The following is a 24,931-nucleotide window of genomic DNA, read 5'->3' on the forward strand; positions in this document are numbered from 1 at the left end:
GTACCGCCGCGCAGAGAGGATCGTCAAAGACTCTTGATGGGATTGTGAAGCCTTTCCACCGCGCCTGTCAGCGCGAAGCGGCCCGGTTGCTGGCAGTGGCCGCATGGGGAACCTCTTCGTCCAGCAGACGGGTGAAGTCGTCCGAGGGCAGCGCCTGCGAAATCAGGAAACCCTGTACCTGGTTGCAGCCGAGCTGACGCAGCGCGGCCAGATCGGCATCGCTCTCCACGCCTTCGGCAACGATTGTCAGGCCGAGCTGGTTGGCCAGCGCGATCACGGTGGTCAAGGTCAGGTGCAGGGCGGGATCACGCGCGCAACCGCTGACCAGCGCACGATCGATCTTGACCTCGGTGAAGGGTGTGTTGACCAGGTTGTGCACCGAGCTCAGCCCTTGGCCGAAGTCGTCCTGGGCCAGGCCGAACCCCTTCATCCGCAACCGGCACGCGCCTGCATAGAAGTCGCTGACGTGCCGGGTGGTGCTGTTCTCCATCAGTTCGAAGCAAAGATCCGCCGGATTGCCACCCGCGGCCAGGGTCAACGCCAGCAGTTCATCCGGAAGATCGGACTGCTCCAGCAGGTGCGGCGGCAGGTTGATCGATACCGGCACGCGGAATCCCTGCGCGCGCCAGCGCGCCTGCGCTTGGATGCTGGCGGTGAGCATCGCGCGCAGCAGTTCGCCCTCCAGGCCATGGCGGCACAGCGCCGGCAGGAAACTGCCGGGCGCCAGCGTCCCCAGCTGCGGGTGGCGCCAGCGCACCAGTGCCTCGGCGGCAACCACGCGCCCGGACTGCAACGACTTCTTCGGCTGGAACCAGGCGGTCAGGCTGCCGTCGGCCAGCGCCTGCCGCAGCTGCGCCGCGTCCGGCTCGGGCGTCAGCGCCGCAGGGCTGGTCCGCACCGCTGGCCGTGTCTGGGCCAGTGCATCGAGCAGTGCATCGACATCGCTGGCAGCGACCGGCTTGGCCAGCAGGCCGACCACGTCCAAGCCCAGTGATTCGGCCATCAACCGCGCCGAACTCATCATCCTCCGCGAAGCTGCGCTGACCACGGCAAGCCGCGGCGGGCGCGGTTGCGCGGCCAGCGCCTGGATGAACTGGATGCCATCCTGGCCGGGCATCAACAGATCGCTCACCACCAGGTCGTAGGCCTGGCAGGCACAAAGCGCGATCGCCGCGTCCACGTCTTCGCAGGCGTCGACCTGCACGCCGGCGCGCGCGCTGAACAGATTGACGAGGTAACCGCGTTGGAAGGGCTGGTCTTCCAGGATCAGGACACGGCGGGTCATGCGGGATCTCCTTGGCGAACGGCGGAAAGCGCCTGACGCAGGCGTGCGATGTCGATGGGTTTGCTCAGATAGCCCTGCATGCCGCTGGCCAGGCAGCGCTCGCGCTCTTCGGCGGTCGCGTTGGCGGTGGCGCCGATCACCGGCAGCAGGTTGCCCTCTGCCCGCAGCCGGCGCGCCAGGGTATGGCCGTCCATGCGCGGCATGTTGATGTCGGTGACCACCAGGTCGAAATCATGGGTCTGGCACAGCTGCAACGCCTCCACGCCATCCTGCGCAAGCTCCACCTCGCAGCCCAGGGCCTGCAGCTGTTCGGCCAGGATCACCCGGTTGATCGGATTGTCTTCCACGGCCAGCACCCGCAGTCCCAGCGGGCCCGGTTGCACATCGCGCGCTGCGGTCGGCAGCGTTGCGCATTGCCGCTGCTGGCGTGCGACCGCCAGGGCGATCGAGGACATGCCATGCAGGGTGACCAGCAGCGCGCCATCGGCGGTGGGTGCGGGTTGGTCGCCACCATCGATGGAGGCCAGCACTCGCGGGCCCTGCCACGCCAGCGGCTGTTCCGCCTCGCCATCCATCAGGATCGCCCCGGCGTGGTCGAGCAGGGCAGGGTCGCCCTGCAGCGGCTGCGCATTGGCACCCCAACGTCGCAGCCAGCCACAGGCACTGTCGACCAGCTCGCGGTCGCGGCCGCGCACGTAGACCGGCGGTTCGGCCAGCAATGCCGGGCCATCCTCGGTCGCGGCCAGCACCGGCAAGGGCAGGCGCACGGTGAAACTGCTGCCCAGTCCCGGTTCGCTGACCACGCGCAGTTCGCCACTCATCAACCGCACCAGCCGGTCGCTGATCGACAGGCCCAGCCCGGTGCCCTGCGCGCTGGCCGCGCCCCGGACCTGGCGGAAGGGCTCGAACAGTCGTGCCTGTTCCTCGGTCGCGATGCCCACGCCGGTATCGGTGACCTGCCAGGCCAGCACGCTCGACTCGCCTTCGCGCTGCACCAGGCGCGCGCGCAGCACCACCCGGCCATGCTCGGTGAACTTGATGGCGTTGCTGAGCAGGTTGCCCAGCACCTGGCGGATCCGGTCGGCATCGCCAAGCACCCGTGTCGGCAATCGCGGATCGGTGCAGACCAGTACCTGCAGGCCCTTGCGCGTGGCCGCAGCAGCGAAGCTGCGCAGCACGCTCTCGGTCAGCTCGCGCGGCGAGAACGATGCCGGCTCCAGGCTCAGCTGCCCCGACTCGATCTTGGACACATCCAGTACGTCGCTGATCAGCTGCAGCAACACCGACGAGGAACTCTCGATGGTGCGCAGGTACTGCGACTGACGCGAATCCAGCGGCGTGCGGCCGAGCAGCTCCAGCGTGCCAAGCACTCCGTACAGTGGGGTGCGGATTTCATGGCTCATGGTTGCCAGGAACGCGCTCTTGGCCTGGTTGGCGGCGTCGGCCGCCTGCCGCGCCGACGACAGCGCCGCCTGTGCCTGCCGATGGCGTGAGATGTCATGGAACACGCACAGCAGCACGTCGTCATCCTGGTAGCGGCAGGCCGCATGCAGCACCTGCAGCTGGCGACCGTCGCGCGCGGTGAACTCCAGCCCGCGGCCGCGTTCGCCGGCATGCCCGCGCCACGGTGCCTGCCAATCGCTGTCGGTGCCGTCCTCGCCCAGCCAGTCGCGCAGCAGCTGGTTGGACAGCAGCAACTGGCGGTCGCTGCGACGCAGGACGCAGATGCCGACCGGCGCCAGGTCGATCACCGTGGAACTGAAGTCCAGGCTTTCCAGCAAGCGCCGATGCTGCAGCAGGGCTGGCTGGATCAACTGGCGGTCGACGCGGTGCCGCAGCAGGCGCAGGGCAATGCCAGCCAGCAGCAGCAAGGCACTGCCGATCAGCAGCGAAGTCGCCATGTCGCCGAGCAGCAGGCGCGGAGGCAGGTGATAGACCAGCCGCCAGCCGTCATTGCCCACGCCCTTCACCAGGGCCACGCCGCGCGGCAGACCCGTGCTCCAGAGCACGCCGAAACTGTCGTCCTGGCGCTGCTGCAGTGCTTTCCAGCCTGCGCTGTCCAGCCGCGGTGCCAGGCTCGACAGCGCGGGCTGCCCGTCGCGGTCCAGCAGGGCGTAGCCGCCGATGCCCTGGCCATCGATCATGTCCGCGGCGGCCGCACTGTCCAGCAGCAGCATCAGCCACTGGCTCGGCTGCGGTCCGGCCTGCACCGGTTGTGCCAGGGCGACCCCGGCATCGCCCGCGCGCAGCCAGTACACCGGATCGGTACCGGCAAGCGTGCCGCTGCGCTGCCGCAGCACCTGCAACGTGGGCAGGCCGGCGATGTCAACGTCGGCCTGGCCGCCAGCCAGCCAATGCGTTCCCTGCGCATCGACCAGCAGCAGATGGGTCTGCAGGGTCTGCAGCGTGTGCTCCGCGCGCGGCGACAGCAGCAGGCGCTGGCCCGGCTTGCCACCCGGTCCGTCCAATGGCAGCTGGCGTACGCCCTCGCTGGACGGCACCGACGGATCACCCACCACTACCGAATCGCCCAGGTAGCGCAGCAGGGCTTCGCGCTGGTCGAAATAGATCTGCGCCTTGTACGCGGCAGCATTCATGTCGCGGCGGTGGCTGGAGATGTCTTCGGTCAACGCGGTCAGCAGGTAGAAGCCGGTGGCGGCCGCCAGGCACAGGAACACGCACACCGTCAGCCAGCGCAGCAGCACCGAAGCGGTGGTCGGCGGTGCGACCAGGGGCAGGGAAGGGCGAGGGAGTCGGAACATGCACCGATCCTAGGGAGGACGGTCACCCGCCCGGAATCAGCCATGTCCTAAAAAGCGGCCTGTATCCCGTGCAGGAGACCACCGGCGGGGAACCGTTCAGGCTGGCGCTGGGCCGGCGCTCAAAAAAAGACCCCCGCCGAAGCGGGGGTCCGAGGCGTGCAGCCAGCAGGGGCGCCTTTACAGCGCGCTGCCGCCGAACCTGTGCGTGTACTGCAGGTTGATGGTGCGGCCGACGCTGTCGAACCAGGACACGTCGTAGTACGGATACGCCGTATAGGTCTTGTCCTTCGGCGGCATCTTGTTGAACACATTGACCACCGACAGCGACAACCGCGAGTGATCGTCGAAGCGGTACTGCAGCGAGGCGTTGTAGCGGTAGGTTGCCTTGATCCACGGGCTGTCGCCGCTTTCCTCATCGAACACCTGGTCGTAGCTGTCCGAGGTCGGCAGCTTGCCCAGGCGCGAGCCGTACACGGTGGCAGACCAGGCATCCTTCTCCCAGGTCACGCTGACACTGGTCTTGGTGCGGGGAATATCGAAACCGCTGTTGATCGCGAACTGGTCCTGGGTCACATCACCGGCATAACGCTGGAAGTCATGCTTCTTCACCCAGGTGTGGGTGCCATTGAAGATGAAGTCGCCGATGCCGGTCTGCAGGCGGTAACGCAGGCCGACGTCGATGCCGGAGGTGGACTCGCGCGCAACGTTGATCGGGTTCACATGCACGCCGTACAGACGGCCATCGGCAGTGCGGGTGATGCGGGCCAGGGCGTCCACGCAGGTCGGCGAGGCGGGGTCGGCGCTGCCCAGCCGGCAGTTCGCCTCGTTGGCCAGGATCGTGCGTACGTCCATGTCCTGCACCTGGTCGCGCATGTCGATGTTGAACCAGTCGGCCGACAGGTCCAGGCCGATAGCCGGCGACCACACGAAGCCAGCGCTCCAGGAGGTGCTGGTTTCCGGCTCCAGCTCGCGGTTGCCACTGCGGCTGCGGATCACGTTGCGCTCGTAATCAGCGCAGTCATCGGCGGCATCGGCGCGGCAGTTGTACAGATCTTCCGCGCTGGTCTCGTCGTTGCCCGGGCCGGCGAAGACATAATGCAGGTCCGGCGCGCGGAACGCGGTGCCGTACGAACCGCGCACCAGCAGCGTGTCGATCGGACGCCATTCCAGGCCACCGCTCCAGGTGGCCTTGCCGATGGTGTGGCCCGAATAGCGGTACTGGTCGTAACGGCCGGCAACGCTCAGGTTGACCGTTTCATGCAGCGGCATGCGCAGCTCGGCAGCAGTCGCCCAGCGGTTGCGCGAGCCCTTGCCGTCCGAATCCTTCCAGCTGTAGTAGTAATAGCCGGTCGCCAGCGGGTCCGGGTTGAGTGCATAGGCCTGCTGGCCCACCTCCACCGTCGCGGCAAAGCCGGCATCGCCACCGGGCAGGGTGAACAGCGAACCATTGGTCAGCGTCAACGCCGCTGTCTCGGTGCGCGACTTCGGCGTATAGGTGGTGCGTGCGGCGATCGAATCGTACTCGGCACGGGTCAGCGGCCGGTACAGGCGCGACGGATCGGCGTTGTAGATCGGGAAGCCGTCATCGTCCTCGCCCAGCTGCGGGCCCAGGAACAGGTCGTTGGCCTTGGACGCGATGATCTGCGCCCAGCTGATCCGCGACTGGTACTGCGAATGGCTCAGTGACGCTTCGTAGTCCCAGCTGCCGGTCAGGTTGCCCTTGAAGCCGGTGGTCACGCTGAAGGTCTTCTGCGTGCTGCGCACCATTGCATTGTCCAGCCCGCCCATTTCCTCGGGCGAGAACTGGCGCTGCCAGAACTCGATCTCGCCGGTCGCTTCATTGTTGAAGTAACCCGACTCGTCGCCGTCGGCGGCCATGCGGCCCCACTTGGTGACATCGCGCATCAGCGACATCGTGTGGTAGCCCAGCTGCACGTCGGCGAACCACTGCTGGCCGTTGTCGAAGTCGTAGCTGAGCGAGGCATAGCCGTTGGCGCCGCGGCGCTTGCTGAGGATCGTGCCGTAGCCGATCGCGCTGTCGCTGCCACAGTAGTAGCCGTAGCGGGGGCGGAACGCGCGGTAGGTGCTGCCCTGGTTCTGCGCGGACAGTGCATCACAGGTCGCTGCGCCCGGGTCCAGGTAGTCATCGTTGTAATCGGTGCGCAGGTAGGAACGACGGGCGATGCGCGCGCCTTCGGTCGGGCCGTCCTGGGTCGAGTCCTGGATGTCGCGGTCGTAGGCCCACAGCGGCGTCTGCGACTGCAGTTCGACGCTGTACACCGCGTTGAAGTTGCCACTGCTGAAGCCGCTGGCCAGGCTCATGTCGAACGATTCACCACCGCCTTCGGTAGTGGTGCCCATGCGCATGTCGATGGTGGTGCCATCGGCCTTCTTCTTCAGGATGAAATTGACCACGCCTGCGATCGCATCCGAACCGTAGATCGCCGACGCGCTGCCGGTCAGCACTTCAATGCGGTCGATCATGCCCAGCGGGATGTTGGACACATCGGTGAAGTTGCTGCGGCCCTTGAACGGCATCGGGAAGTCGGCGATGCGACGGCCGTTGACCAGCACCAGGGTGTGGTTCGGCCCCAGCCCACGCAGGTCGACCTGCTGCGCACCCGGCGAGAAATCGGCACCGCCGGAGGACTGCTGGCTCTGCGTCTCACCGCCGTTCTGGGTCATCGCGCGCAGCACGTCCGGCACGGTGGTGAAGCCGCTGGAGCGGATCTGCTCTGCGTTGATGACAGTGATCGGCGCCGGCCCCTCCACCTGGGCGCGCGGGATGCGTGAGCCGGTCACCTGCACCGCATCCAGCTGTTGTACCGAAGAGGAAACGGGAGTCTGCGCCGCCGCCGAAGCAGCAACGCCCATCAACGCCAGCTGGATCGACCACGCCATCGCCTGTCTACGCATGAGAAATTCTCGGAAGTAATGCCGGCCCGCAGAGGAGGGGCCCTGTCCCCCATTCACATTTCAGCAATGGGCGCGCGCATTTAACGCCTTTTTCATGTCCTTGACTACTGGGAACATGTCTGGCAAAGAGTGAAAACGGTTGCAGGTCGTCTTTGTTCAGGGAGATCAAGATGCGACGCCTTCGCTACGGGCTGCGTGGCCCGCTCCTCGCCTTGCTGCTGTCGGTGCTCTGCTGGTCCTCGCCAGCAGCTGCACAGGAGCTGATGGAGCCGGGCTTCGCCTACTACGAAGTGGGTGATCTGGATGCGCCGCGGCCCGGTCCGCGCGCCCCCGCGATGATGCTGATGGGCGGCGGCGAATGGGTCCCCGAGGCCTTCCAGTGGTGGCTGCGCCAGGCCGGCAATGGTCGCGTGCTGATCCTGCGCGCCTCCGGCACCGATGAGCTGCAGGACCGCCTGTACCGCGAGATCGGCGGCACCACCGCCGTGCAGACCCTGGTGTTCGACAGCCGCCGCGGCGCCGACGACCCGGCCGTGCTGCGGGTCGTGGCTGCGGCCGATGCGATCTTCATCGCCGGCGGCGATCAGTCCCGCTACATCCGCTTCTGGAAGGGCACCGCGCTTAATCGCGCACTGAATGCCCACGTGCGCGCCGGCAAGCCGATTGCCGGTACCAGCGCCGGCCTGGCCATCCTCGGCGGCTACGCCTATGGCGCGCTGGATGGCGGCAGCATAGATTCGGCCAGCGCCATGGCCGACCCGATGGGCGAGGCCGTGACCCTGGACCGCGGCTTCCTGCAGTTGCCCTACCTGCAGCGGGTGGTCACCGACACCCACTTCGACAAGCGCGACCGTCTCGGCCGCCTGATCGTGTTCGTGGCCCGCGCCGCGCATGACAGTGGTGACCCGGACATGGTCGGCATCGGCGTCGATGAAGACACGGCCCTGTGCGTGGAGCCTGACGGCCAGGCGCAGGTCTACAGCGCCGACGGCGAAGGCAAGGTCTGGGTGGTCAGCCCCGGACGCGATGCCGATCGGCTGGTGGAAGGTGAACCCCTGCGCTTCCACGCGGTGCCGGTCACCGTGGTTGCCAGCGGCAGTCGCATGCGCCTGGACGACCTGCAGGCCGAGGCGGCCTACGAGGCCTTGGCTGACATCAGCGACGGCGAGATTGAAGTCATCCGCCAATGATCCGGTAGCGCCGGGCCATGCCCGGCGGATGCCGCCGCGCTGTGCCTTCCACCGGGCATGGCCCGGCGCTACCGTGCAATCCAATCCCTTTCCTGCTGGAGATCTGCTTCCATGAAACTGCGCCTGGCGCTGTCCGCGCTGTTGTCCCTGCCACTGCTGGCCCAGGCCGCACCCGCCGCATCACCGCTGCTGGTCATCCACGGCGGTGCCGGCGTGGAGCGCAAGGATCTCTCTGCGGCGGAAGAACAGGCCGCGCGCGCTGCGCTGAAGGCGGCATTGCTGAAGGGCCATGCCGAACTTGCAGCCGGGCGTCCGGCATTGGCGGCGGTCACTGCTGCGATCACCGTGCTCGAGGATGATCCGACCTTCAACGCGGGCAAGGGCGCGGTGTTCACCCACGAAGGCCGCAATGAACTGGACGCGGCGGTCATGGATGGCGCCACCCAGGCAGCCGGCGCGGTGGCCGGCGTGCAGCGCGTGCGCAACCCGATCCTCCTCGCGCAGACGGTGATGCAGAAGTCCAGGCACGTGATGATGGTGGGGCAGGGCGCCGAAGCCTTTGCCACCGAACAGGGCGTGACCCTGGTCGACCCCGCCTACTTCCGCACCGACAAGCGATGGCAGCAGCTGCAGCGTGCATTGAAGGAAGAGGCGAGCGGGCAAGCGCATGCCGACCTGGAAACCGCAAAGCACTTCGGCACGGTCGGTGCGGTCGCCCTGGATGCACAGGGGCATCTTGCTGCAGGCACTTCCACCGGCGGCATGACCAACAAGCGCTATGGCCGTGTCGGCGACTCGCCGATCATCGGTGCCGGCACCTGGGCTGATGCGCGCTGTGCGGTATCGGGTACCGGTTGGGGCGAGTACTACATCCGCACCGCCGCCGCCCATGAGATCTGCGCGCGCATGCGTTACCTCGGTCAATCGCCGGAACAGGCGGGCAAGGGCGTGATCAACGACGCGATTCCGCAGATGGGCGGCGACGGCGGGGCGATCGTGCTCTCCGCAGACGGAAAAGCGGCAACGCCGTTCAACACCCAGGGCATGTATCGGGGCTGGATCGGGGCCGATGGCGTTGCCCATGTGGCCATCTTTGCCGACGAGACAATCGCACTGCCCTGAGCAGACCCTTGCGTATCAAGGGGTTTGCGACGCGTGTGAAAAAAAGTGAAAAAAAGCGTTGACAGACCCCCGCTTCATCTCCAGAATTGCGGGCTCACCACCACACACCGCAACGCTTCGGCGGCACGGGACGGGGTGGTAAAAGGAGGGATACCCAAGCGGCCAACGGGGGCAGACTGTAAATCTGCTGGCTTACGCCTTCGGTGGTTCGAATCCACCTCCCTCCACCAGCTTCACGTTGTGGCACATTCCCGGTGCGGGAGTAGTTCAATGGTAGAACCTCAGCCTTCCAAGCTGATGGTGCGGGTTCGATCCCCGTCTCCCGCTCCATTGAGTGAACTTTGAATATTATCGAGTTCATGCCATAATGCAAAACTCGCTCACATAGCTCAGTCGGTAGAGCACTTCCTTGGTAAGGAAGAGGTCGAAGGTTCGATTCCTTTTGTGAGCACCATCTTCAGCACCACACCAGACGAATTCGAGATAAGCAGCCATGGCCAAGGGTAAGTTCGAGCGCACCAAGCCGCACGTCAACGTCGGCACCATCGGTCACGTCGACCACGGCAAGACCACGCTGACCGCCGCACTGACCAAGATCGGTGCAGAGCGCTTTGGTGGCGAGTTCAAGGATTACTCCGCGATCGACGCCGCGCCGGAAGAAAAGGCACGTGGCATCACGATCTCGACCGCGCACGTCGAATACGAATCCACCGTTCGTCACTACGCCCACGTCGATTGCCCGGGCCATGCTGACTACGTCAAGAACATGATCACCGGTGCTGCCCAGATGGACGGCGCGATCCTGGTGTGCTCGGCCGCTGACGGCCCGATGCCGCAGACCCGCGAGCACATCCTGCTGTCGCGTCAGGTCGGCGTGCCGTACATCGTCGTGTTCCTGAACAAGGCCGACATGGTTGACGATGCCGAGCTGCTGGAACTGGTCGAAATGGAAGTCCGCGAGCTGCTGAGCAAGTACGACTTCCCGGGCGACGACACCCCGATCATCTCGGGTTCGGCCCGTCTGGCGCTGGAAGGCGACCAGAGCGACATCGGCGTGCCGGCCGTCATCAAGCTGGTCGAGGCGCTGGACACCTGGATCCCGACCCCGGAGCGTGACGTCGACAAGGCATTCCTGATGCCGGTCGAAGACGTGTTCTCGATCTCGGGCCGCGGCACCGTGGTGACCGGTCGTATCGAGCGCGGCGTGATCAAGGTCGGCGAAGAAATCGAAATCGTCGGCATCCGTCCGGTGCAGAAGACCACCGTGACCGGCGTGGAAATGTTCCGCAAGCTGCTGGACCAGGGTCAGGCAGGTGACAACGCCGGTCTGCTGCTGCGCGGCACCAAGCGTGACGACGTCGAGCGTGGCCAGGTTCTGGCCAAGCCGGGTTCGATCAAGCCGCACACCAAGTTCGACGCCGAAGTCTACGTTCTGTCGAAGGACGAGGGCGGCCGTCACACCCCGTTCTTCAAGGGCTACCGTCCGCAGTTCTACTTCCGTACCACCGACATCACCGGTGCGGTTGAGCTGCCGGAAGGCGTCGAGATGGTGATGCCGGGCGACAACATCAAGATGGTTGTCACCCTGATCAACCCGGTCGCCATGGACGCCGGCCTGCGCTTCGCAATCCGCGAAGGTGGCCGTACCGTCGGTGCTGGCGTGGTTGCCACCATCCTCGAGTAAGCCTGCATGCCGGCGGTCGCATAGCGCTGCCGGTCTGGCGAGTGGCGGGCCGGGAACCTCGGTCCGCCTTCGCCGTCTAAGGGAAGGCAAGTTTTCTACGTACGCCAGTAGCTCAATTGGCAGAGCAGCGGTCTCCAAAACCGCAGGTTGGGGGTTCGAGTCCCTCCTGGCGTGCCATCTGCCCACCTTACCCAGCGGCCCTGCCGCTAAAGCAGACACAGCCTGATGAATAGCAAGATCGAACATTCCAAGGACACCTCCGCGCAAGGCGGGGATATCGTCAAGTACGTCCTCGCATCGTTGCTGGTGCTGGCAGGTCTGTTCGTCTGGTTCTGGTTCTCCGCCGATTCCGGTCGCGCTGCCCAGCTGGGCTCGTGGACGGGTCAGCTGCGTGCGTTGGCGGTCGTGGTCGGCCTGGTTGGCGGTATCGGCGTGTTCATGCTGACCGGCAAGGGGCGCGACACCCGCGAATTCCTCTCCGAGTCGCGCTTCGAACTGCGTAAAGTGGTTTGGCCGACCCGCCAGGAAGCCATTCGCATGACCTGGGTGGTGATTGTCGTCGTCCTGATCCTCAGCCTGCTGCTGGGTGGGTTCGACTTCTTCATCCAGAAACTGACTCAGTGGTTCCTGAGCCGCTAAGGAGAAATGCATGAAGCGTTGGTACGTCGTTCACGCCTATTCGGGCTTCGAGAAGTCGGTGGCGCAGGCTCTGCGCGATCGCATCGTCCGTGACGGCATGGAAGAGCGCTTCGGCGACGTCCTGGTTCCGACCGAGGAAGTGATCGAAATGCGCGCCGGCCAGAAGCGCCGTTCCGAGCGCAAGTTCTTCCCGGGTTACGTGCTGGTCCAGATCGAGACCCACGAAGAGGCGGGTATTCCGCGCATCGACAACGAAAGCTGGCATCTGGTCAAGGAAACTCCGCGCGTCATGGGCTTCATCGGCGGAACCGCTGATCGTCCGCTGCCGATCGCAGATTCCGAGGCCGAGGCGATCCTGAACCGTGTCCAGGAAGGCGTCGAGAAGCCGCGTCCGAAGGTGCTGTTCGAGCCGGGCCAGATGGTCCGCGTCACCGAGGGTCCGTTCAACGACTTCAATGGTGTCGTCGAAGAGGTCAACTACGAGAAGAGCCGTCTGCGCGTCTCGGTGCTGATCTTCGGTCGCGCCACCCCGGTGGAGCTCGAGTTCGGTCAGGTCGAAAAGGCCGTCTGATCTGTATTCATATGCCGCTTCAGGCATGTGAAGAAAAAACCTGATATGCTGCGCGGCTCCCGTTGGGAAGCTTGCGGGACGAGGCCGCCGAAAGGTGGCCTTCGGCATGATTTCAAAACGCGATGCCGGGACGCGTGATTCCCGGTCCGATGGGGAGCCTGTTGTCGCAAGGCGCTAGCACCCGGAGAGTACTCACATGGCAAAGAAAGTTGTCGGTTATATCAAGCTGCAGGTGAAGGCCGGTCAGGCCAACCCCTCGCCGCCGGTCGGTCCTGCGCTGGGTCAGCGCGGCCTGAACATCATGGAATTCTGCAAGGCCTTCAATGCCGCCACGCAGAAGCTCGAGCCGGGTCTGCCGGTTCCGGTGATCATCACGGCCTATTCGGACCGTACGTTCACCTTCATCACCAAGAGCACTCCGGCCACCACCCTGCTGAAGAAGGCCGCTGGCATCTCGTCGGGCTCCAAGCGCCCGAACACCGAGAAGGTCGGCAAGGTCACCCGTAAGCAGCTGGAAGAGATCGCCAAGGCGAAGGAACCGGATCTGACTGCCGCCGACCTGGACGCCGCCGTGCGTACCATCGCTGGCTCTGCCCGTTCCATGGGCCTCGTGGTGGAGGGTTAATCAGATGGCACAGAACAAGCGCGAAAAGGCCATCAAGGCCGCCGTTGTCCCGGGCAAGGCGTATGCCTTCGAGGACGCAATCAACATCCTGAAGACCGCCACCAAGGCCAAGTTCGTCGAGTCGATCGACGTCGCTGTGCGCCTGGGCGTCGACGCGAAGAAGTCCGACCAGCAGGTCCGTGGCTCCACCGTGCTGCCGGCGGGTACCGGCAAGTCGGTCCGCGTCGCTGTCTTCGCTCCGGCCGGTGCCAAGGCTGATGAAGCCCTGGCCGCTGGTGCCGAAGCCGTCGGTATGGACGACCTGGCCGAGAAGATGCAGGCCGGCGATCTGAACTACGACGTCGTGATCGCGACCCCGGACGCAATGCGCGTCGTCGGCAAGCTGGGTACCGTGCTGGGCCCGCGCGGCCTGATGCCGAACCCGAAGGTCGGCACCGTCTCCCCGAACCCGGGTGAGGCTGTGAAGAATGCCAAGTCGGGTCAGGTGCGTTACCGCACCGACAAGGCCGGCATCATCCACTGCACCATCGGCAAGGCCGACTTCGCCGAAGACGCGCTGAAGTCGAACCTGACCGCGCTGCTGCTGGACCTGATCAAGGCCAAGCCGGCCACCTCGAAGGGCCTGTACCTGCAGAAGGTGTCGGTCAGCTCGACGATGGGCCCGGGCGTCACCGTCGACCAGTCGTCGCTGAGCCTGAAGTAATCGTTTCAAGCGGTCGCGGGCCCCTCGGGTCCCGCGACCGTGACATTTGAAGGCATCGCCGGCAACCCATCGCCGGTGGTAGCCGTCAAAGACCGCAGGTGCGGTCGTGGTATGCCGGCGACGGGCACGGAAGCTCGATTTGGCAGGGAGTCGCCGCCGGAGCAGTCACGAACGCTTAATCGATTCCCCGGAATCACCCTGCGTAGATGGTGCCCTTCTGGAGTTTTTCTGGTTCACGCACGTCTGGGGTTACCCAGGTTGGCCCACTCCAGGTCTAGAACGGCCCACCCCCCGGAACATCATTCCGATGTTCCCGGCGTCCAGGACGGATGCCGCACAGGACCGCACACGGCAGGAGCCGTAAGCGGAGTTCAATCGGAGGAGTGCAATGGCTCTCAATCTGTCCCAGAAGCAAGAAGTAGTCGCGGAGCTGGCAGACATCGCCGCCAAGGCCCACTCCTTGATCGCAGCCGAATACGCTGGCACCACGGTCGCCCAGATGACCGCGATGCGCAAGCAGGCTCGTGAAACCGGCGTTTTCTTGAAAGTTGTCAAGAACACCCTGGCTTCGCGTGCTGTTGAAGGCACCGAGTTCGCAGTCGCACAGGACCAGATGGTTGGTCCGCTGCTGTACGCGTTCTCGCTCGAGGAGCCCGGTGCTGCCGGTCGCCTGATCAAGGATGCCGCCAAGGGCAACGACAAGCTTAAGGCCAAGGTCGTCGCAATCGGTGGTGAAGTGTTCCCGGCAAGCCATGTCGACGTGTTGGCCTCGCTGCCGACCCGCGACCAGGCCCTGGCAATGCTGGCACGCGTCCTGACCGAGCCGGTCACGATGTTCGCCCGCGCCATCAAGGCAATCGGCGACAAGCAGAATGGTGGCGACGTCGCCGCCGACGCTGCTGAACCGGCCGCCGAGACCGCCTGAGTTTCGACTAATCGTGGTTCCTGACGGAACCTCAATCCAGAAAAACATCCAAAGGTAATTATCATGTCCCTTACCAACGAACAGATCGTCGACGCCATCGCCGAGAAGTCCCTGATGGAAGTGATGGAGCTGGTCAAGGCCATCGAAGAGAAGTTCGGCGTCTCCGCCGCTGCTCCGGTCGCCGCTGCTGTGGCTGGCCCGGCTGCCGTCGTTGAAGAGCAGACCGAATTCGTCGTCACCCTGAAGACCGCTGGCGACAAGAAGGTCGAAGTCATCAAGGCCGTCCGCGCCATCACCGGCCTGGGCCTGAAGGAAGCGAAGGACCTGGCCGAAGCCGGCGGCGTCCTGAAGGACAACGCTTCGAAGGACGAAGCCGAGAAGATGAAGAAGGACCTGGAAGCTGCTGGCGCGACTGTCGAAGTCAAGTAAGCACTTCCATTGCGTCGCCATCGAAATCCGGCGATGCAGCCAAGGCTGGGGGCGTAAGCCCCCGGCCTTTGGTCGTTGTTGTAGGGCCAGCCAATCGTGGCGCGGTTCTACGGAAGTACGGTGAAAAAGCCCAACACGGGCTGCGGTCAAACCCTGGCCGGCCAGCGCAACGCGCGGCGGCGGGGGAGTGGATGCAGACGAGTTGGCAGTTGGAAGTAGCGGGAGAAGGCGTGCTGGTGCCGGCAATACCAGCGACTTCCAACTGACAATTTCAAGTTCCCTTCGGGTCGTGGGCGCACGACTCGCACAACAAGGTGGAAGACCTCATGACGTCCTATTCGTTCACCGAAAAAAAGCGTATCCGCAAGGATTTCGGCAAGCAGCGTTCGATTCTCGAAGTGCCGTTCCTGCTCGCCATCCAGGTGGATTCCTACCGTGAATTCCTGCAGGAAAACGTCGATCCGGCCAAGCGCACGGACCACGGCCTGCACGCTGCACTGAAGTCGGTCTTCCCGATCGCCAGCTACAGCGGCAATGCTGCCCTGGAGTACGTCGGCTACAAGCTGGGCGATCCGGTCTTCGACGAGCGTGAGTGCCGTCAGCGTGGCATGAGCTACGGTGCGCCGCTGCGCGTGACCGTGCGCCTGGTGATCTACGACCGCGAGTCGTCGACCAAGGCCATCAAGTACGTGAAGGAGCAGGAGGTCTACCTCGGCGAAATCCCGCTGATGACCGACAACGGCACCTTCATCGTCAACGGCACCGAGCGCGTCATCGTCTCGCAGCTGCACCGCTCGCCGGGCGTGTTCTTCGACCACGACCGTGGCAAGACCCACAGCTCGGGCAAGCTGCTGTACAGCGCCCGCATCATTCCTTACCGCGGCTCCTGGCTGGACTTCGAGTTCGACCCGAAGGACGCGCTGTTCACCCGTATCGACCGTCGCCGCAAGCTGCCGGTGTCGATCCTGCTGCGTGCGCTTGGCTACAGCAACGAAGAGATGCTGGCCGAGTTCTTCGAGATCAACACCTTCCACATCAACCCGGATGAAGGCGTCCAGCTGGAGCTGGTGCCGGAGCGCCTGCGCGGCGAAACCCTGGGCTTCGACCTCGCCGACGGCGACAAGGTCATCGTGGAAGCCGGCAAGCGCATCACCGCGCGCCACATCAAGCAGCTGGAAGCCTCGGGCATTGCCGCCCTGGCCGTGCCGGACGACTACATCGTCGGCCGCATCCTGTCGCACGACGTGGTCGATGCCTCGACCGGTGAACTGCTGGCCCAGGCCAACGACGAAATCACCGACGAGCAGCTGCAGAACTTCCGCAAGGCCGGTGTCGATGCAGTGGGCACCCTGTGGGTGAACGACCTGGATCGTGGCCCGTACCTGTCCAACACCCTGCGCATCGATCCGACCAAGACCCAGCTGGAAGCCCTGGTCGAGATCTACCGCATGATGCGTCCGGGCGAGCCGCCGACCAAGGATGCTGCGCAGAACCTGTTCCACAACCTGTTCTTCACCTTCGAGCGCTACGACCTGTCCGCCGTCGGCCGCATGAAGTTCAATCGTCGCGTGGGCCGCAAGGAAACCACCGGCGAAGCCGTGCTGTACGACCGCAAGTACTACGGCGAGCGTAACGACGAAGAGTCCAAGCGCCTGGTTGCCGCCCACGGCGACAGCTCGGACATCCTGGACGTGATCAAGGTCCTGACCGAGATCCGCAACGGCCGTGGCGTGGTCGATGACATCGATCACCTGGGCAACCGTCGCGTGCGTTCGGTCGGCGAAATGGCCGAGAACGTGTTCCGCGTGGGCCTGGTCCGCGTCGAGCGTGCGGTCAAGGAACGCCTGTCGATGGCAGAGTCGGAAGGCCTGACCCCGCAGGAGCTGATCAACGCCAAGCCGGTGGCTGCGGCGATCAAGGAATTCTTCGGCTCCTCGCAGCTGTCGCAGTTCATGGATCAGAACAACCCGCTGTCGGAAGTCACGCACAAGCGTCGCGTCTCGGCCCTGGGCCCGGGCGGCCTGACCCGTGAGCGCGCCGGCTTCGAAGTGCGCGACGTGCACCCGACCCATTACGGCCGCGTCTGCACCATCGAAACCCCGGAAGGCCCGAACATCGGCCTGATCAACTCGCTGGCCGTGTACGCCCGCACCAACCAGTACGGTTTCCTCGAGACCCCGTACCGCAAGGTCGTGGACGGCAAGGTGTTCGACGAAGTCGAGTTCCTGTCGGCCATCGAAGAAAACGAGTACGTCATCGCCCAGGCCAACGCCCTGACCGATGCCAACAGCGTGCTGACCGAGCAGTTCGTTCCCTGCCGTTACCAGGGCGAATCGCTGCTGAAGCCGCCGGCGGAAGTCCACTTCATGGACGTCTCGCCGATGCAGACCGTGTCGATCGCGGCCGCGCTGGTTCCGTTCCTGGAGCACGATGACGCCAACCGCGCACTGATGGGCGCCAACATGCAGCGTCAGGCCGTGCCGACCCTGCGTGCGCAGAAGCCGCTGGTCGGTACCGGCATCGAGCGCGCCGTGGCGCGTGACTCGGGTGTGACCGTGAACGCCCGTCGTGGTGGTGAGATCGTGCAGATCGACGCCGCCCGCATCGTGGTCAAGGTCAACGAAGCCGAGATCACCGATGCGTCCGATGCCGGCGTCGACATCTACAACCTGATCAAGTACACCCGCTCCAACCAGAACACCTGCATCAACCAGCGTCCGCTGGTGGAAGTGGGCAACGTGGTGGCGCGTGGCGACGTGCTGGCCGACGGTCCGTCCACCGACATCGGTGAACTGGCCCTGGGCCAGAACATGCTGATCGCCTTCATGCCTTGGAACGGCTACAACTTCGAAGACTCCATCCTGCTCTCCGAGCGCGTGGTGGAAGAGGATCGCTACACCACGATCCACATCGAAGAGCTGACCTGCGTTGCGCGTGACACCAAGCTGGGGCCGGAGGAAATCTCCGCCGACATCCCGAACGTTTCCGAGCAGGCGCTGAACCGCCTGGACGAGAGCGGCGTGGTGTACATCGGTGCCGAAGTCCGCGCCGGCGACATCATGGTCGGCAAGGTCACCCCGAAGGGCGAAAGCCAGCTGACCCCGGAAGAGAAGCTGCTGCGCGCGATCTTCGGCGAGAAGGCTTCGGACGTGAAGGACAGCTCGCTGCGCGTGCCGCCGGGCATGGACGGCACCGTCATCGACGTGCAGGTCTTCACCCGCGATGGCATCGAGAAGGACAAGCGCGCCCGTCAGATCGAAGAGTCTGAAATCAAGCGCGTCAAGAAGGACTTCGACGACCAGTTCCGCATCCTGGAAGCGGCCATCTACGCCCGTCTGCGTTCGCAGATCGTGGGCAAGGTGGTCAACGGCGGCGCCGGCCTGAAGAAGGGCGACGTCATTTCCGACGCCTACCTGGATGGCCTGAAGAAGGCCGACTGGTTCGTGCTGCGCATGAAGGACGAGGACGCTGCCGAAGCCATCGAACGCGCACAGAAGCAGATCCAGGCGCACGAGAAGGAATTCGAGCGTCGCTTCGCCGACAAGCGCGGCAAGATCACCGCGGGCGACGATCTGGCTCCGGGCGTGCTGAAGATGGTCAAGGTGTTCCTGGCCGTGAAGCGCCGCATCCAGCCGGGCGACAAGATGGCAGGCCGCCACGGCAACAAGGGTGTGGTGTCCAACGTGGTGCCGGTCGAGGACATGCCGTACATGGCCTCGGGCGAAACCGTGGACATCGTGCTGAACCCGCTGGGCGTGCCGTCGCGTATGAACATCGGGCAGATCCTGGAAGTGCACCTGGGCTGGGCTGCCAAGGGTCTGGGTCGCAAGATCCAGGCGATGCTGGAAGCCCAGGCGGCGGTTGCCGACCTGCGCAAGTTCCTGGACGACATCTACAACCACGATGACACCAACGTGGCCAACCGTGTCGACCTGTCGCAGTTCAGCGACGAGGAACTGCTGCGCCTGGCCCGCAACCTGTTCGACGGCGTGCCGATGGCAACGCCGGTGTTCGACGGTGCCACCGAAGCGGAAATCAAGCGCATGCTGGAACTGGCCGACCTGCCGAGCAGTGGCCAGACCCAGCTGTATGACGGCCGCACCGGTGAAGCCTTCGATCGCCACACCACCGTGGGCTACATGCACTACCTGAAGCTGAACCACCTGGTCGACGACAAGATGCACGCCCGTTCGACCGGTCCGTACTCGCTCGTCACCCAGCAGCCGCTGGGCGGCAAGGCGCAGTTCGGCGGCCAGCGCTTCGGTGAAATGGAAGTCTGGGCGCTGGAAGCCTACGGCGCGGCCTACACCCTGCAGGAAATGCTGACGGTGAAGTCCGATGACGTGCAGGGCCGCAACCAGATGTACAAGAACATCGTCGACGGTGAGCACGAGATGGTCGCGGGCATGCCGGAATCCTTCAACGTGCTTGTGAAGGAAATCCGCTCGCTGGCCATCAACATGGAACTGGAAGACAACTGATCCATGCCGGCGCGGCGGTCAATGCCGCCGCGCCGCTGGCAGTCAACTGAAAGCCCATCGACACAGCATTCCTCCTTCTGGAGAACACCATGAAAGACCTGCTCAACCTCTTCAACCAGCAGCGCCAGACGCTGGACTTCGACGCGATCAAGATCGCGCTGGCTTCGCCGGACCTGATCCGTTCGTGGTCCTTCGGCGAAGTGAAGAAGCCGGAAACCATCAACTACCGTACCTTCAAGCCGGAGCGTGACGGCCTGTTCTGCGCCGCCATCTTCGGACCGGTCAAGGACTACGAGTGCCTGTGCGGCAAGTACAAGCGCATGAAGCACCGCGGCGTGGTCTGCGAGAAGTGCGGCACCGAAGTGACCCTGGCCAAGGTGCGTCGTGAGCGCATGGGCCACATCGACCTGGCCTCGCCGGTCGCGCACATCTGGTTCCTGAAGTCGCTGCCGTCGCGCATCGGCCTGATGCTGGACATGACCCTGCGCGATATCGAGCGCGTGCTGTACTTCGAAGCCTACGTGGTGACCGAGCCGGGCCTGACCGCCCTGGAGCGCCGCCAGCTGCTGACCGAAGAACAGTACCTGCAGGCCCGCCAGGAGCACGGTGACGACTTCGACGCCGCCATGGGCGCCGAGGCCGTGTACGAACTGCTGCGCACCATCGACCTGCAGTCGGAAATGACCCGTCTGCGCGAAGAGATCGCCAGCACCGGTTCGGAAACCAAGCTGAAGCGCCTCACCAAGCGCATCAAGCTGATCGAAGCCTTCCTGGAATCGGGCAACCGTCCGGAGTGGATGGTCATGACCGTCCTGCCGGTGCTGCCGCCGGACCTGCGTCCGCTGGTTCCGCTGGATGGTGGCCGCTTCGCGACCTCCGACCTGAACGACCTGTACCGTCGCGTCATCAACCGCAACAACCGCCTGCGCCGCCTGCTCGAGCTGAGCGCGCCGGACATCATCGTGCGCAATGAAAAGCGCATGCTGCAGGAATCGGTCGATGCGCTGCTGGACAACGGCCGTCGCGGCCGTGCCATCACCGGCACCAACAAGCGCCCGCTGAAGTCGCTGGCCGACATGATCAAGGGCAAGCAGGGCCGCTTCCGTCAGAACCTGCTCGGCAAGCGCGTCGACTACTCGGGCCGTTCGGTCATCGTGGTCGGCCCGTACCTGCGCCTGCACCAGTGCGGCCTGCCGAAGAAGATGGCACTCGAACTGTTCAAGCCGTTCGTGTTCGCCAAGCTGCAGCGTCGTGGCCTGGCAACCACCATCAAGGCCGCCAAGAAGCTGGTCGAGCGCGAAGAAGCCGAAGTCTGGGACATCCTGGAAGAGGTCATCCGCGAGCATCCGGTGATGCTGAACCGTGCGCCGACCCTGCACCGTCTGGGCATCCAGGCCTTCGAGCCGGTCCTGATCGAAGGCAAGGCCATCCAGCTGCACCCGCTGGTCTGCACCGCGTTCAACGCCGACTTCGACGGTGACCAGATGGCCGTCCACGTGCCGCTCTCGCTGGAAGCCCAGCTGGAAGCGCGTGCGCTGATGATGTCCACCAACAACATCCTGTCGCCGGCCAACGGCGAGCCGATCATCGTGCCGTCGCAGGACGTCGTGCTGGGTCTGTACTACATGACCCGCTCGCTGGAAAACAAGAAGGGCGAGGGCATGGCCTTCGCCAACATCGCCGAAGTCAAGCGCGCCTACGACAACCGCGTGGTGGAACTGCACGCGCGCGTCAAGGTCCGCATCACCGAGGTGGTGACCGACGAGGAAGGCAACAAGCAGAGCAAGACCTCGATCGTGGATACCACCATCGGTCGCGCCCTGCTGGCTGAAATCCTGCCGGAAGGCCTGCCGTTCGCGCTGGCCAACACCGAGCTGACCAAGAAGAACATCAGCCGCCTGATCAACTCCAGCTACCGCCAGCTGGGCCTGAAGGACACGGTCGTGTTCGCCGACAAGCTGATGTACACCGGCTTCGCCTACGCGACCCGCGCCGGCGTCTCGATCGGCATCGACGACATGCTGATCCCGGACGAGAAGAAGGGCATCCTCACCGAGGCTGAAGCCGAAGTGCTGGAAATCCAGGAGCAGTACCAGTCGGGCCTGGTCACCGCCGGCGAGCGCTACAACAAGGTGGTCGACATCTGGTCGCGCACCAATGAGCGCATCGCCAAGGCGATGATGGACACCATCGGTACCGAGAAGGTCATCAATGCCAAGGGCGAGACCATCGACCAGAAGTCGATGAACTCCCTGTACATCATGGCCGACTCCGGTGCGCGAGGCAGCCAGGCGCAGATCCGTCAGCTGGCCGGCATGCGTGGCCTGATGGCCCGTCCCGATGGCTCGATCATCGAGACGCCCATCAAGGCGAACTTCCGCGAAGGCCTGAACGTGCAGGAGTACTTCAACTCCACCCACGGTGCCCGTAAGGGTCTGGCCGATACCGCGCTGAAGACCGCGAACTCGGGTTACCTGACCCGTCGTCTGGTCGACGTGGCGCAGGACGTGGTGATCACCGAGGTGGATTGCGGTACCACCGAAGGCCTGATCATGACCCCGATCGTGGAAGGCGGCGACGTGGTCGAACCGTTGAAGGATCGCGTGCTGGGTCGCGTGGTTGCCGAGGACGTGTTCCTGCCGGGCAACGACGAAGATCCGATCGTCACCCGCAACACCCTGCTCGACGAAGCCTGGGTCGCCAAGCTTGAAGAGGCCAGCGTGCAGACCATCAAGGTCCGCTCGACGATCTCCTGCGAATCGGCCTTCGGTGTCTGCAGCCGCTGCTACGGCCGCGATCTGGCCCGTGGCCACCTGGTCAACATCGGTGAAGCGGTCGGCGTCATCGCCGCCCAGTCCATCGGTGAGCCGGGTACCCAGCTGACGATGCGTACGTTCCACATCGGTGGTGCGGCATCGCGAGCTGCTGCGGTCGACAACATCACCGTCAAGACCACCGGCTCGGTCAAGTTCAGCAACCTCAAGTCGGTGGCCCATGCCAATGGCTCGCTGGTCGCCGTGTCGCGCTCGGGCGAAATGTCGGTGCTCGATGCGCACGGCCGTGAGCGTGAGCGTTACAAGCTGCCGTACGGCGCAACCATCACCTCCAAGGACGGTGATGCGGTCAAGGCTGGCCAGACCGTGGCCAACTGGGATCCGCATAACCACCCGATCGTTTCGGAAGTGGCTGGTTTCATCCGCTTCATCGACTTCGTCGACGGCATCACCGTCATCGAGAAGACCGATGAGCTGACCGGCCTGGCATCGCGCGAAATCACCGACCCGAAGCGCCGCGGCGCCCAGGCGAAGGATCTGCGCCCGATCGTCCGCATCGTCGATGGCAAGGGCAACGACCTGTCGATTCCGGGCACCGACCTGCCGGCGCAGTACCTGCTGCCGCCGCGCTCGATCGTCAACCTGCAGGACGGCGCTGCCGTCGGCGTGGGTGACGTGGTCGCCAAGATCCCGCAGGAAGCGTCCAAGACCCGCGACATCACCGGTGGTCTGCCGCGCGTGGCCGATCTGTTCGAAGCGCGCAAGCCGAAGGATCCGGCGGTGCTGGCCGAGCGTTCGGGCATCATCAGCTTCGGCAAGGACACCAAGGGCAAGCAGCGCCTGATCATCAAGGACACCGATGGTTCGGAGCACGAAGAGCTGATTCCGAAGTACCGTCAGGTCATCGTGTTCGAAGGTGAGCACGTGACCAAGGGCGAAACCATCGTCGACGGCGAGCCGAGCCCGCAGGACATCCTGCGTCTGCTGGGTGTCGAGCCGCTGGCCGCCTACCTGGTCAAGGAAATCCAGGACGTGTACCGCCTGCAGGGCGTGAAGATCAACGACAAGCACATCGAGGTGATCACCCGCCAGATGCTGCGCAAGGTCGAGATCACCGATCAGGGCAGCAGCAAGTTCCTGAACGGCGAACAGGTCGAGCGCCAGCGCGTCATTGAGGAAAATGCACGCCTGACCACCCGCAACGAGCTGATCGCTCGTTTCGATCCGGTCCTGCTGGGTATCACCAAGGCCTCGCTGGCAACCGAGTCGTTCATCTCGGCCGCTTCCTTCCAGGAAACCACCCGTGTGCTGACCGAGGCTGCCGTCCGCGGCACCAAGGACAACCTGCGCGGCCTGAAGGAAAACGTGATCGTCGGTCGTCTGATCCCGGCCGGTACCGGTCTGTCCTACCACGCCAACCGCCGCCGCAACGCGAGCGGGCTGACCGACTCGGAAATGCAGACCCTCGCCGGTACCCCGGCAGCTGCAGCCCCCGTGGCCGTGGCAGCACCGGAAGTGGTGGTGGAATCGACCGACGCCGAGCAGGCCGAGGATTGATCGGCGGGTCCGGCTCCGGCCGGACCTCGATCGGGCAGGGGACGGCCATCGGCCGGTCCCTGCCGGACAAGCATCACGCAGCACCGGTTCCGGCCGGAACTGCACTCGAGGGCACGGGCCGCTGGTCTGTTCGCCTTCGATGAGGTAGGATGCCGCCCGGCCCAGCGATGGGTCGGACGACAACCTGAACGGGGGGCATGGAGAAGGCTCCCCTGTAACGGCCCAGGATCAGGGCTGGCTTGGCGTGTGCGCATTTGACCGCGTTTTCGCCAGGTTGCTACAATCGTCTGTCTCAGCAGGCCGGTTTTTCGCCTGCTCGCACATATCCGCATTCATGGCCGTTTTTTTTCGGCCTCTCTCAGAAGAACATACTGATGGCGACGATCAATCAGCTTGTCCGCAAGCCGCGGCAGGCAACCACTTATAAGAGCGCCTCGCCGGCTCTCGAAAAGTGCCCCCAGCGCCGTGGCGTCTGCACGCGCGTTTACACCACTACTCCGAAGAAGCCGAACTCGGCGCTTCGCAAGGTTGCCAAGGTTCGCCTGACCAACCAGGAAGAAGTGATTTCCTACATCGGCGGTGAAGGCCACAACCTGCAGGAGCACTCCGTGGTCCTGATCCGTGGCGGTCGCGTCAAGGATCTGCCGGGTGTGCGTTACCACACCGTTCGTGGTTCGCTCGACGCCTCCGGCGTTGCCAAGCGTCGCCAGGGCCGTTCCAAGTACGGCGCCAAGCGTCCGAAGAGCTAAGGGAAAGCACACATGTCTCGTAAAGGTAATACGCCGCAGCGCGCAGTCCTGCCGGATCCGAAGCACGGAAGCGAAACCATCGCCCGTTTCATCAACATGGTGATGCTGAGCGGCAAGAAGTCGGTCGCTGAAAAGATCGTCTATGGCGCCATGGACGTGATCGGTGAGAAGAACCCGAATTCCGTCGAGCTGGTTCAGAAGGCTCTGGAAAACGTGGCTCCGTCGGTCGAAGTCAAGTCCCGCCGTGTCGGTGGTGCCACCTATCAGGTGCCGGTCGAAGTGCGCGCCTCGCGCAAGATGGCCCTGGCCATGCGTTGGCTGATCGACTCCGCGCGTAAGCGTGGTGAGAACACCATGCCGAAGAAGCTGGCCGCTGAACTGATCGACGCTGCGGAAAACCGTGGCGGCGCCATCAAGAAGCGCGAAGAAACCCACCGCATGGCCGAAGCCAACAAGGCATTCGCCCACTACCGCTGGTGAGTTTGACGGCCTTGTAAAACAGGCAGGGCAGCACCATCT

At 64.5% G+C, this 24,931-nt stretch carries 16 protein-coding genes and 4 tRNA genes; 17 read left to right on the plus strand and 3 right to left on the minus strand.

Annotated elements, in window-relative coordinates; translation table 11 throughout:
- Positions 1-67 precede the first annotated feature (67 nt).
- From QP457_RS04085 to QP457_RS04095, 3 genes are all read right to left on the minus strand, one after another.
- Positions 68-1,285, minus strand: coding sequence for an EAL domain-containing response regulator (locus QP457_RS04085; protein ID WP_205404587.1), 1,218 nt, complete (start codon positions 1,283-1,285; stop codon positions 68-70).
- Positions 1,282-4,047: a response regulator gene (locus QP457_RS04090; protein WP_205404588.1), complete on the minus strand. Its 2,766-nt coding sequence runs from the start codon at positions 4,045-4,047 to the stop codon at positions 1,282-1,284. The genes QP457_RS04085 and QP457_RS04090 overlap by 4 nt, the downstream gene beginning before the upstream one ends.
- A gap of 177 nt (positions 4,048-4,224) precedes the next feature.
- Complete coding sequence (locus QP457_RS04095; protein WP_205404589.1) at positions 4,225-6,963, minus strand: TonB-dependent receptor; 2,739 nt, start codon at positions 6,961-6,963, stop codon at positions 4,225-4,227.
- Positions 6,964-7,133: 170 nt separating this feature from the next.
- Between QP457_RS04095 and QP457_RS04100 the strand changes: the two genes are divergently transcribed.
- From QP457_RS04100 to rpsG, 17 genes are all read left to right on the plus strand, one after another.
- Positions 7,134-8,153: a cyanophycinase gene (locus QP457_RS04100; protein ID WP_205407040.1), complete on the plus strand. Its 1,020-nt coding sequence runs from the start codon at positions 7,134-7,136 to the stop codon at positions 8,151-8,153.
- A 111-nt stretch (positions 8,154-8,264) separates the two neighbouring features.
- Positions 8,265-9,275, plus strand: a complete 1,011-nt coding sequence (locus tag QP457_RS04105; RefSeq protein ID WP_180166831.1) for an isoaspartyl peptidase/L-asparaginase — start codon at positions 8,265-8,267, stop codon at positions 9,273-9,275.
- A 144-nt stretch (positions 9,276-9,419) separates the two neighbouring features.
- Positions 9,420-9,505: transfer RNA gene (locus tag QP457_RS04110), tRNA-Tyr, on the plus strand.
- A 26-nt stretch (positions 9,506-9,531) separates the two neighbouring features.
- A tRNA-Gly gene (locus QP457_RS04115) sits at positions 9,532-9,605 on the plus strand.
- A 48-nt stretch (positions 9,606-9,653) separates the two neighbouring features.
- Positions 9,654-9,729 (plus strand) — tRNA-Thr (locus tag QP457_RS04120).
- Between the two features lie 39 nt (positions 9,730-9,768).
- Positions 9,769-10,959, plus strand: a complete 1,191-nt coding sequence (tuf, locus tag QP457_RS04125; RefSeq protein WP_089238985.1) for an elongation factor Tu — start codon at positions 9,769-9,771, stop codon at positions 10,957-10,959.
- A 101-nt stretch (positions 10,960-11,060) separates the two neighbouring features.
- A tRNA-Trp gene (locus tag QP457_RS04130) sits at positions 11,061-11,136 on the plus strand.
- A gap of 48 nt (positions 11,137-11,184) precedes the next feature.
- Positions 11,185-11,598 (plus strand): preprotein translocase subunit SecE, encoded by a 414-nt coding sequence (gene secE, locus QP457_RS04135; protein WP_100463179.1) that lies wholly within the window; start codon positions 11,185-11,187, stop codon positions 11,596-11,598.
- Between the two features lie 10 nt (positions 11,599-11,608).
- Positions 11,609-12,169, plus strand: a complete 561-nt coding sequence (nusG, locus tag QP457_RS04140; protein ID WP_025879350.1) for a transcription termination/antitermination protein NusG — start codon at positions 11,609-11,611, stop codon at positions 12,167-12,169.
- Between the two features lie 196 nt (positions 12,170-12,365).
- Complete coding sequence (gene rplK, locus QP457_RS04145; RefSeq protein ID WP_004145248.1) at positions 12,366-12,794, plus strand: 50S ribosomal protein L11; 429 nt, start codon at positions 12,366-12,368, stop codon at positions 12,792-12,794.
- 4 nt (positions 12,795-12,798) lie between these two features.
- On the plus strand, positions 12,799-13,497 hold the full coding sequence (gene rplA, locus QP457_RS04150; protein WP_089238989.1) for a 50S ribosomal protein L1: 699 nt from the start codon (positions 12,799-12,801) through the stop codon (positions 13,495-13,497).
- A gap of 388 nt (positions 13,498-13,885) precedes the next feature.
- On the plus strand, positions 13,886-14,422 hold the full coding sequence (rplJ, locus tag QP457_RS04155; RefSeq protein WP_025879348.1) for a 50S ribosomal protein L10: 537 nt from the start codon (positions 13,886-13,888) through the stop codon (positions 14,420-14,422).
- Positions 14,423-14,485: 63 nt separating this feature from the next.
- The gene (gene rplL, locus QP457_RS04160) at positions 14,486-14,851 is read left to right on the plus strand and encodes a 50S ribosomal protein L7/L12 (RefSeq protein WP_025879347.1); all 366 of its coding nucleotides are present in this window, start codon (positions 14,486-14,488) and stop codon (positions 14,849-14,851) included.
- A gap of 326 nt (positions 14,852-15,177) precedes the next feature.
- Positions 15,178-19,332, plus strand: coding sequence for a DNA-directed RNA polymerase subunit beta (gene rpoB / locus QP457_RS04165; RefSeq protein ID WP_100463185.1), 4,155 nt, complete (start codon positions 15,178-15,180; stop codon positions 19,330-19,332).
- Positions 19,333-19,421: 89 nt separating this feature from the next.
- Positions 19,422-23,663 carry a DNA-directed RNA polymerase subunit beta' gene (gene rpoC, locus QP457_RS04170; protein ID WP_205406426.1) on the plus strand — a complete coding sequence of 1,414 codons (4,242 nt, stop codon included), beginning with the start codon at positions 19,422-19,424 and terminating at the stop codon, positions 23,661-23,663.
- Between the two features lie 374 nt (positions 23,664-24,037).
- Positions 24,038-24,412, plus strand: a complete 375-nt coding sequence (gene rpsL, locus QP457_RS04175) for a 30S ribosomal protein S12 (RefSeq protein ID WP_025879344.1) — start codon at positions 24,038-24,040, stop codon at positions 24,410-24,412.
- 12 nt (positions 24,413-24,424) lie between these two features.
- Positions 24,425-24,892, plus strand: a complete 468-nt coding sequence (gene rpsG / locus QP457_RS04180) for a 30S ribosomal protein S7 (RefSeq protein ID WP_089238997.1) — start codon at positions 24,425-24,427, stop codon at positions 24,890-24,892.
- Positions 24,893-24,931 lie beyond the last annotated feature (39 nt).

The organism is Stenotrophomonas sp. As-7 (genome assembly GCF_030291015.1).
Classification (GTDB): Bacteria; Pseudomonadota; Gammaproteobacteria; order Xanthomonadales; family Xanthomonadaceae; genus Stenotrophomonas; species Stenotrophomonas lactitubi.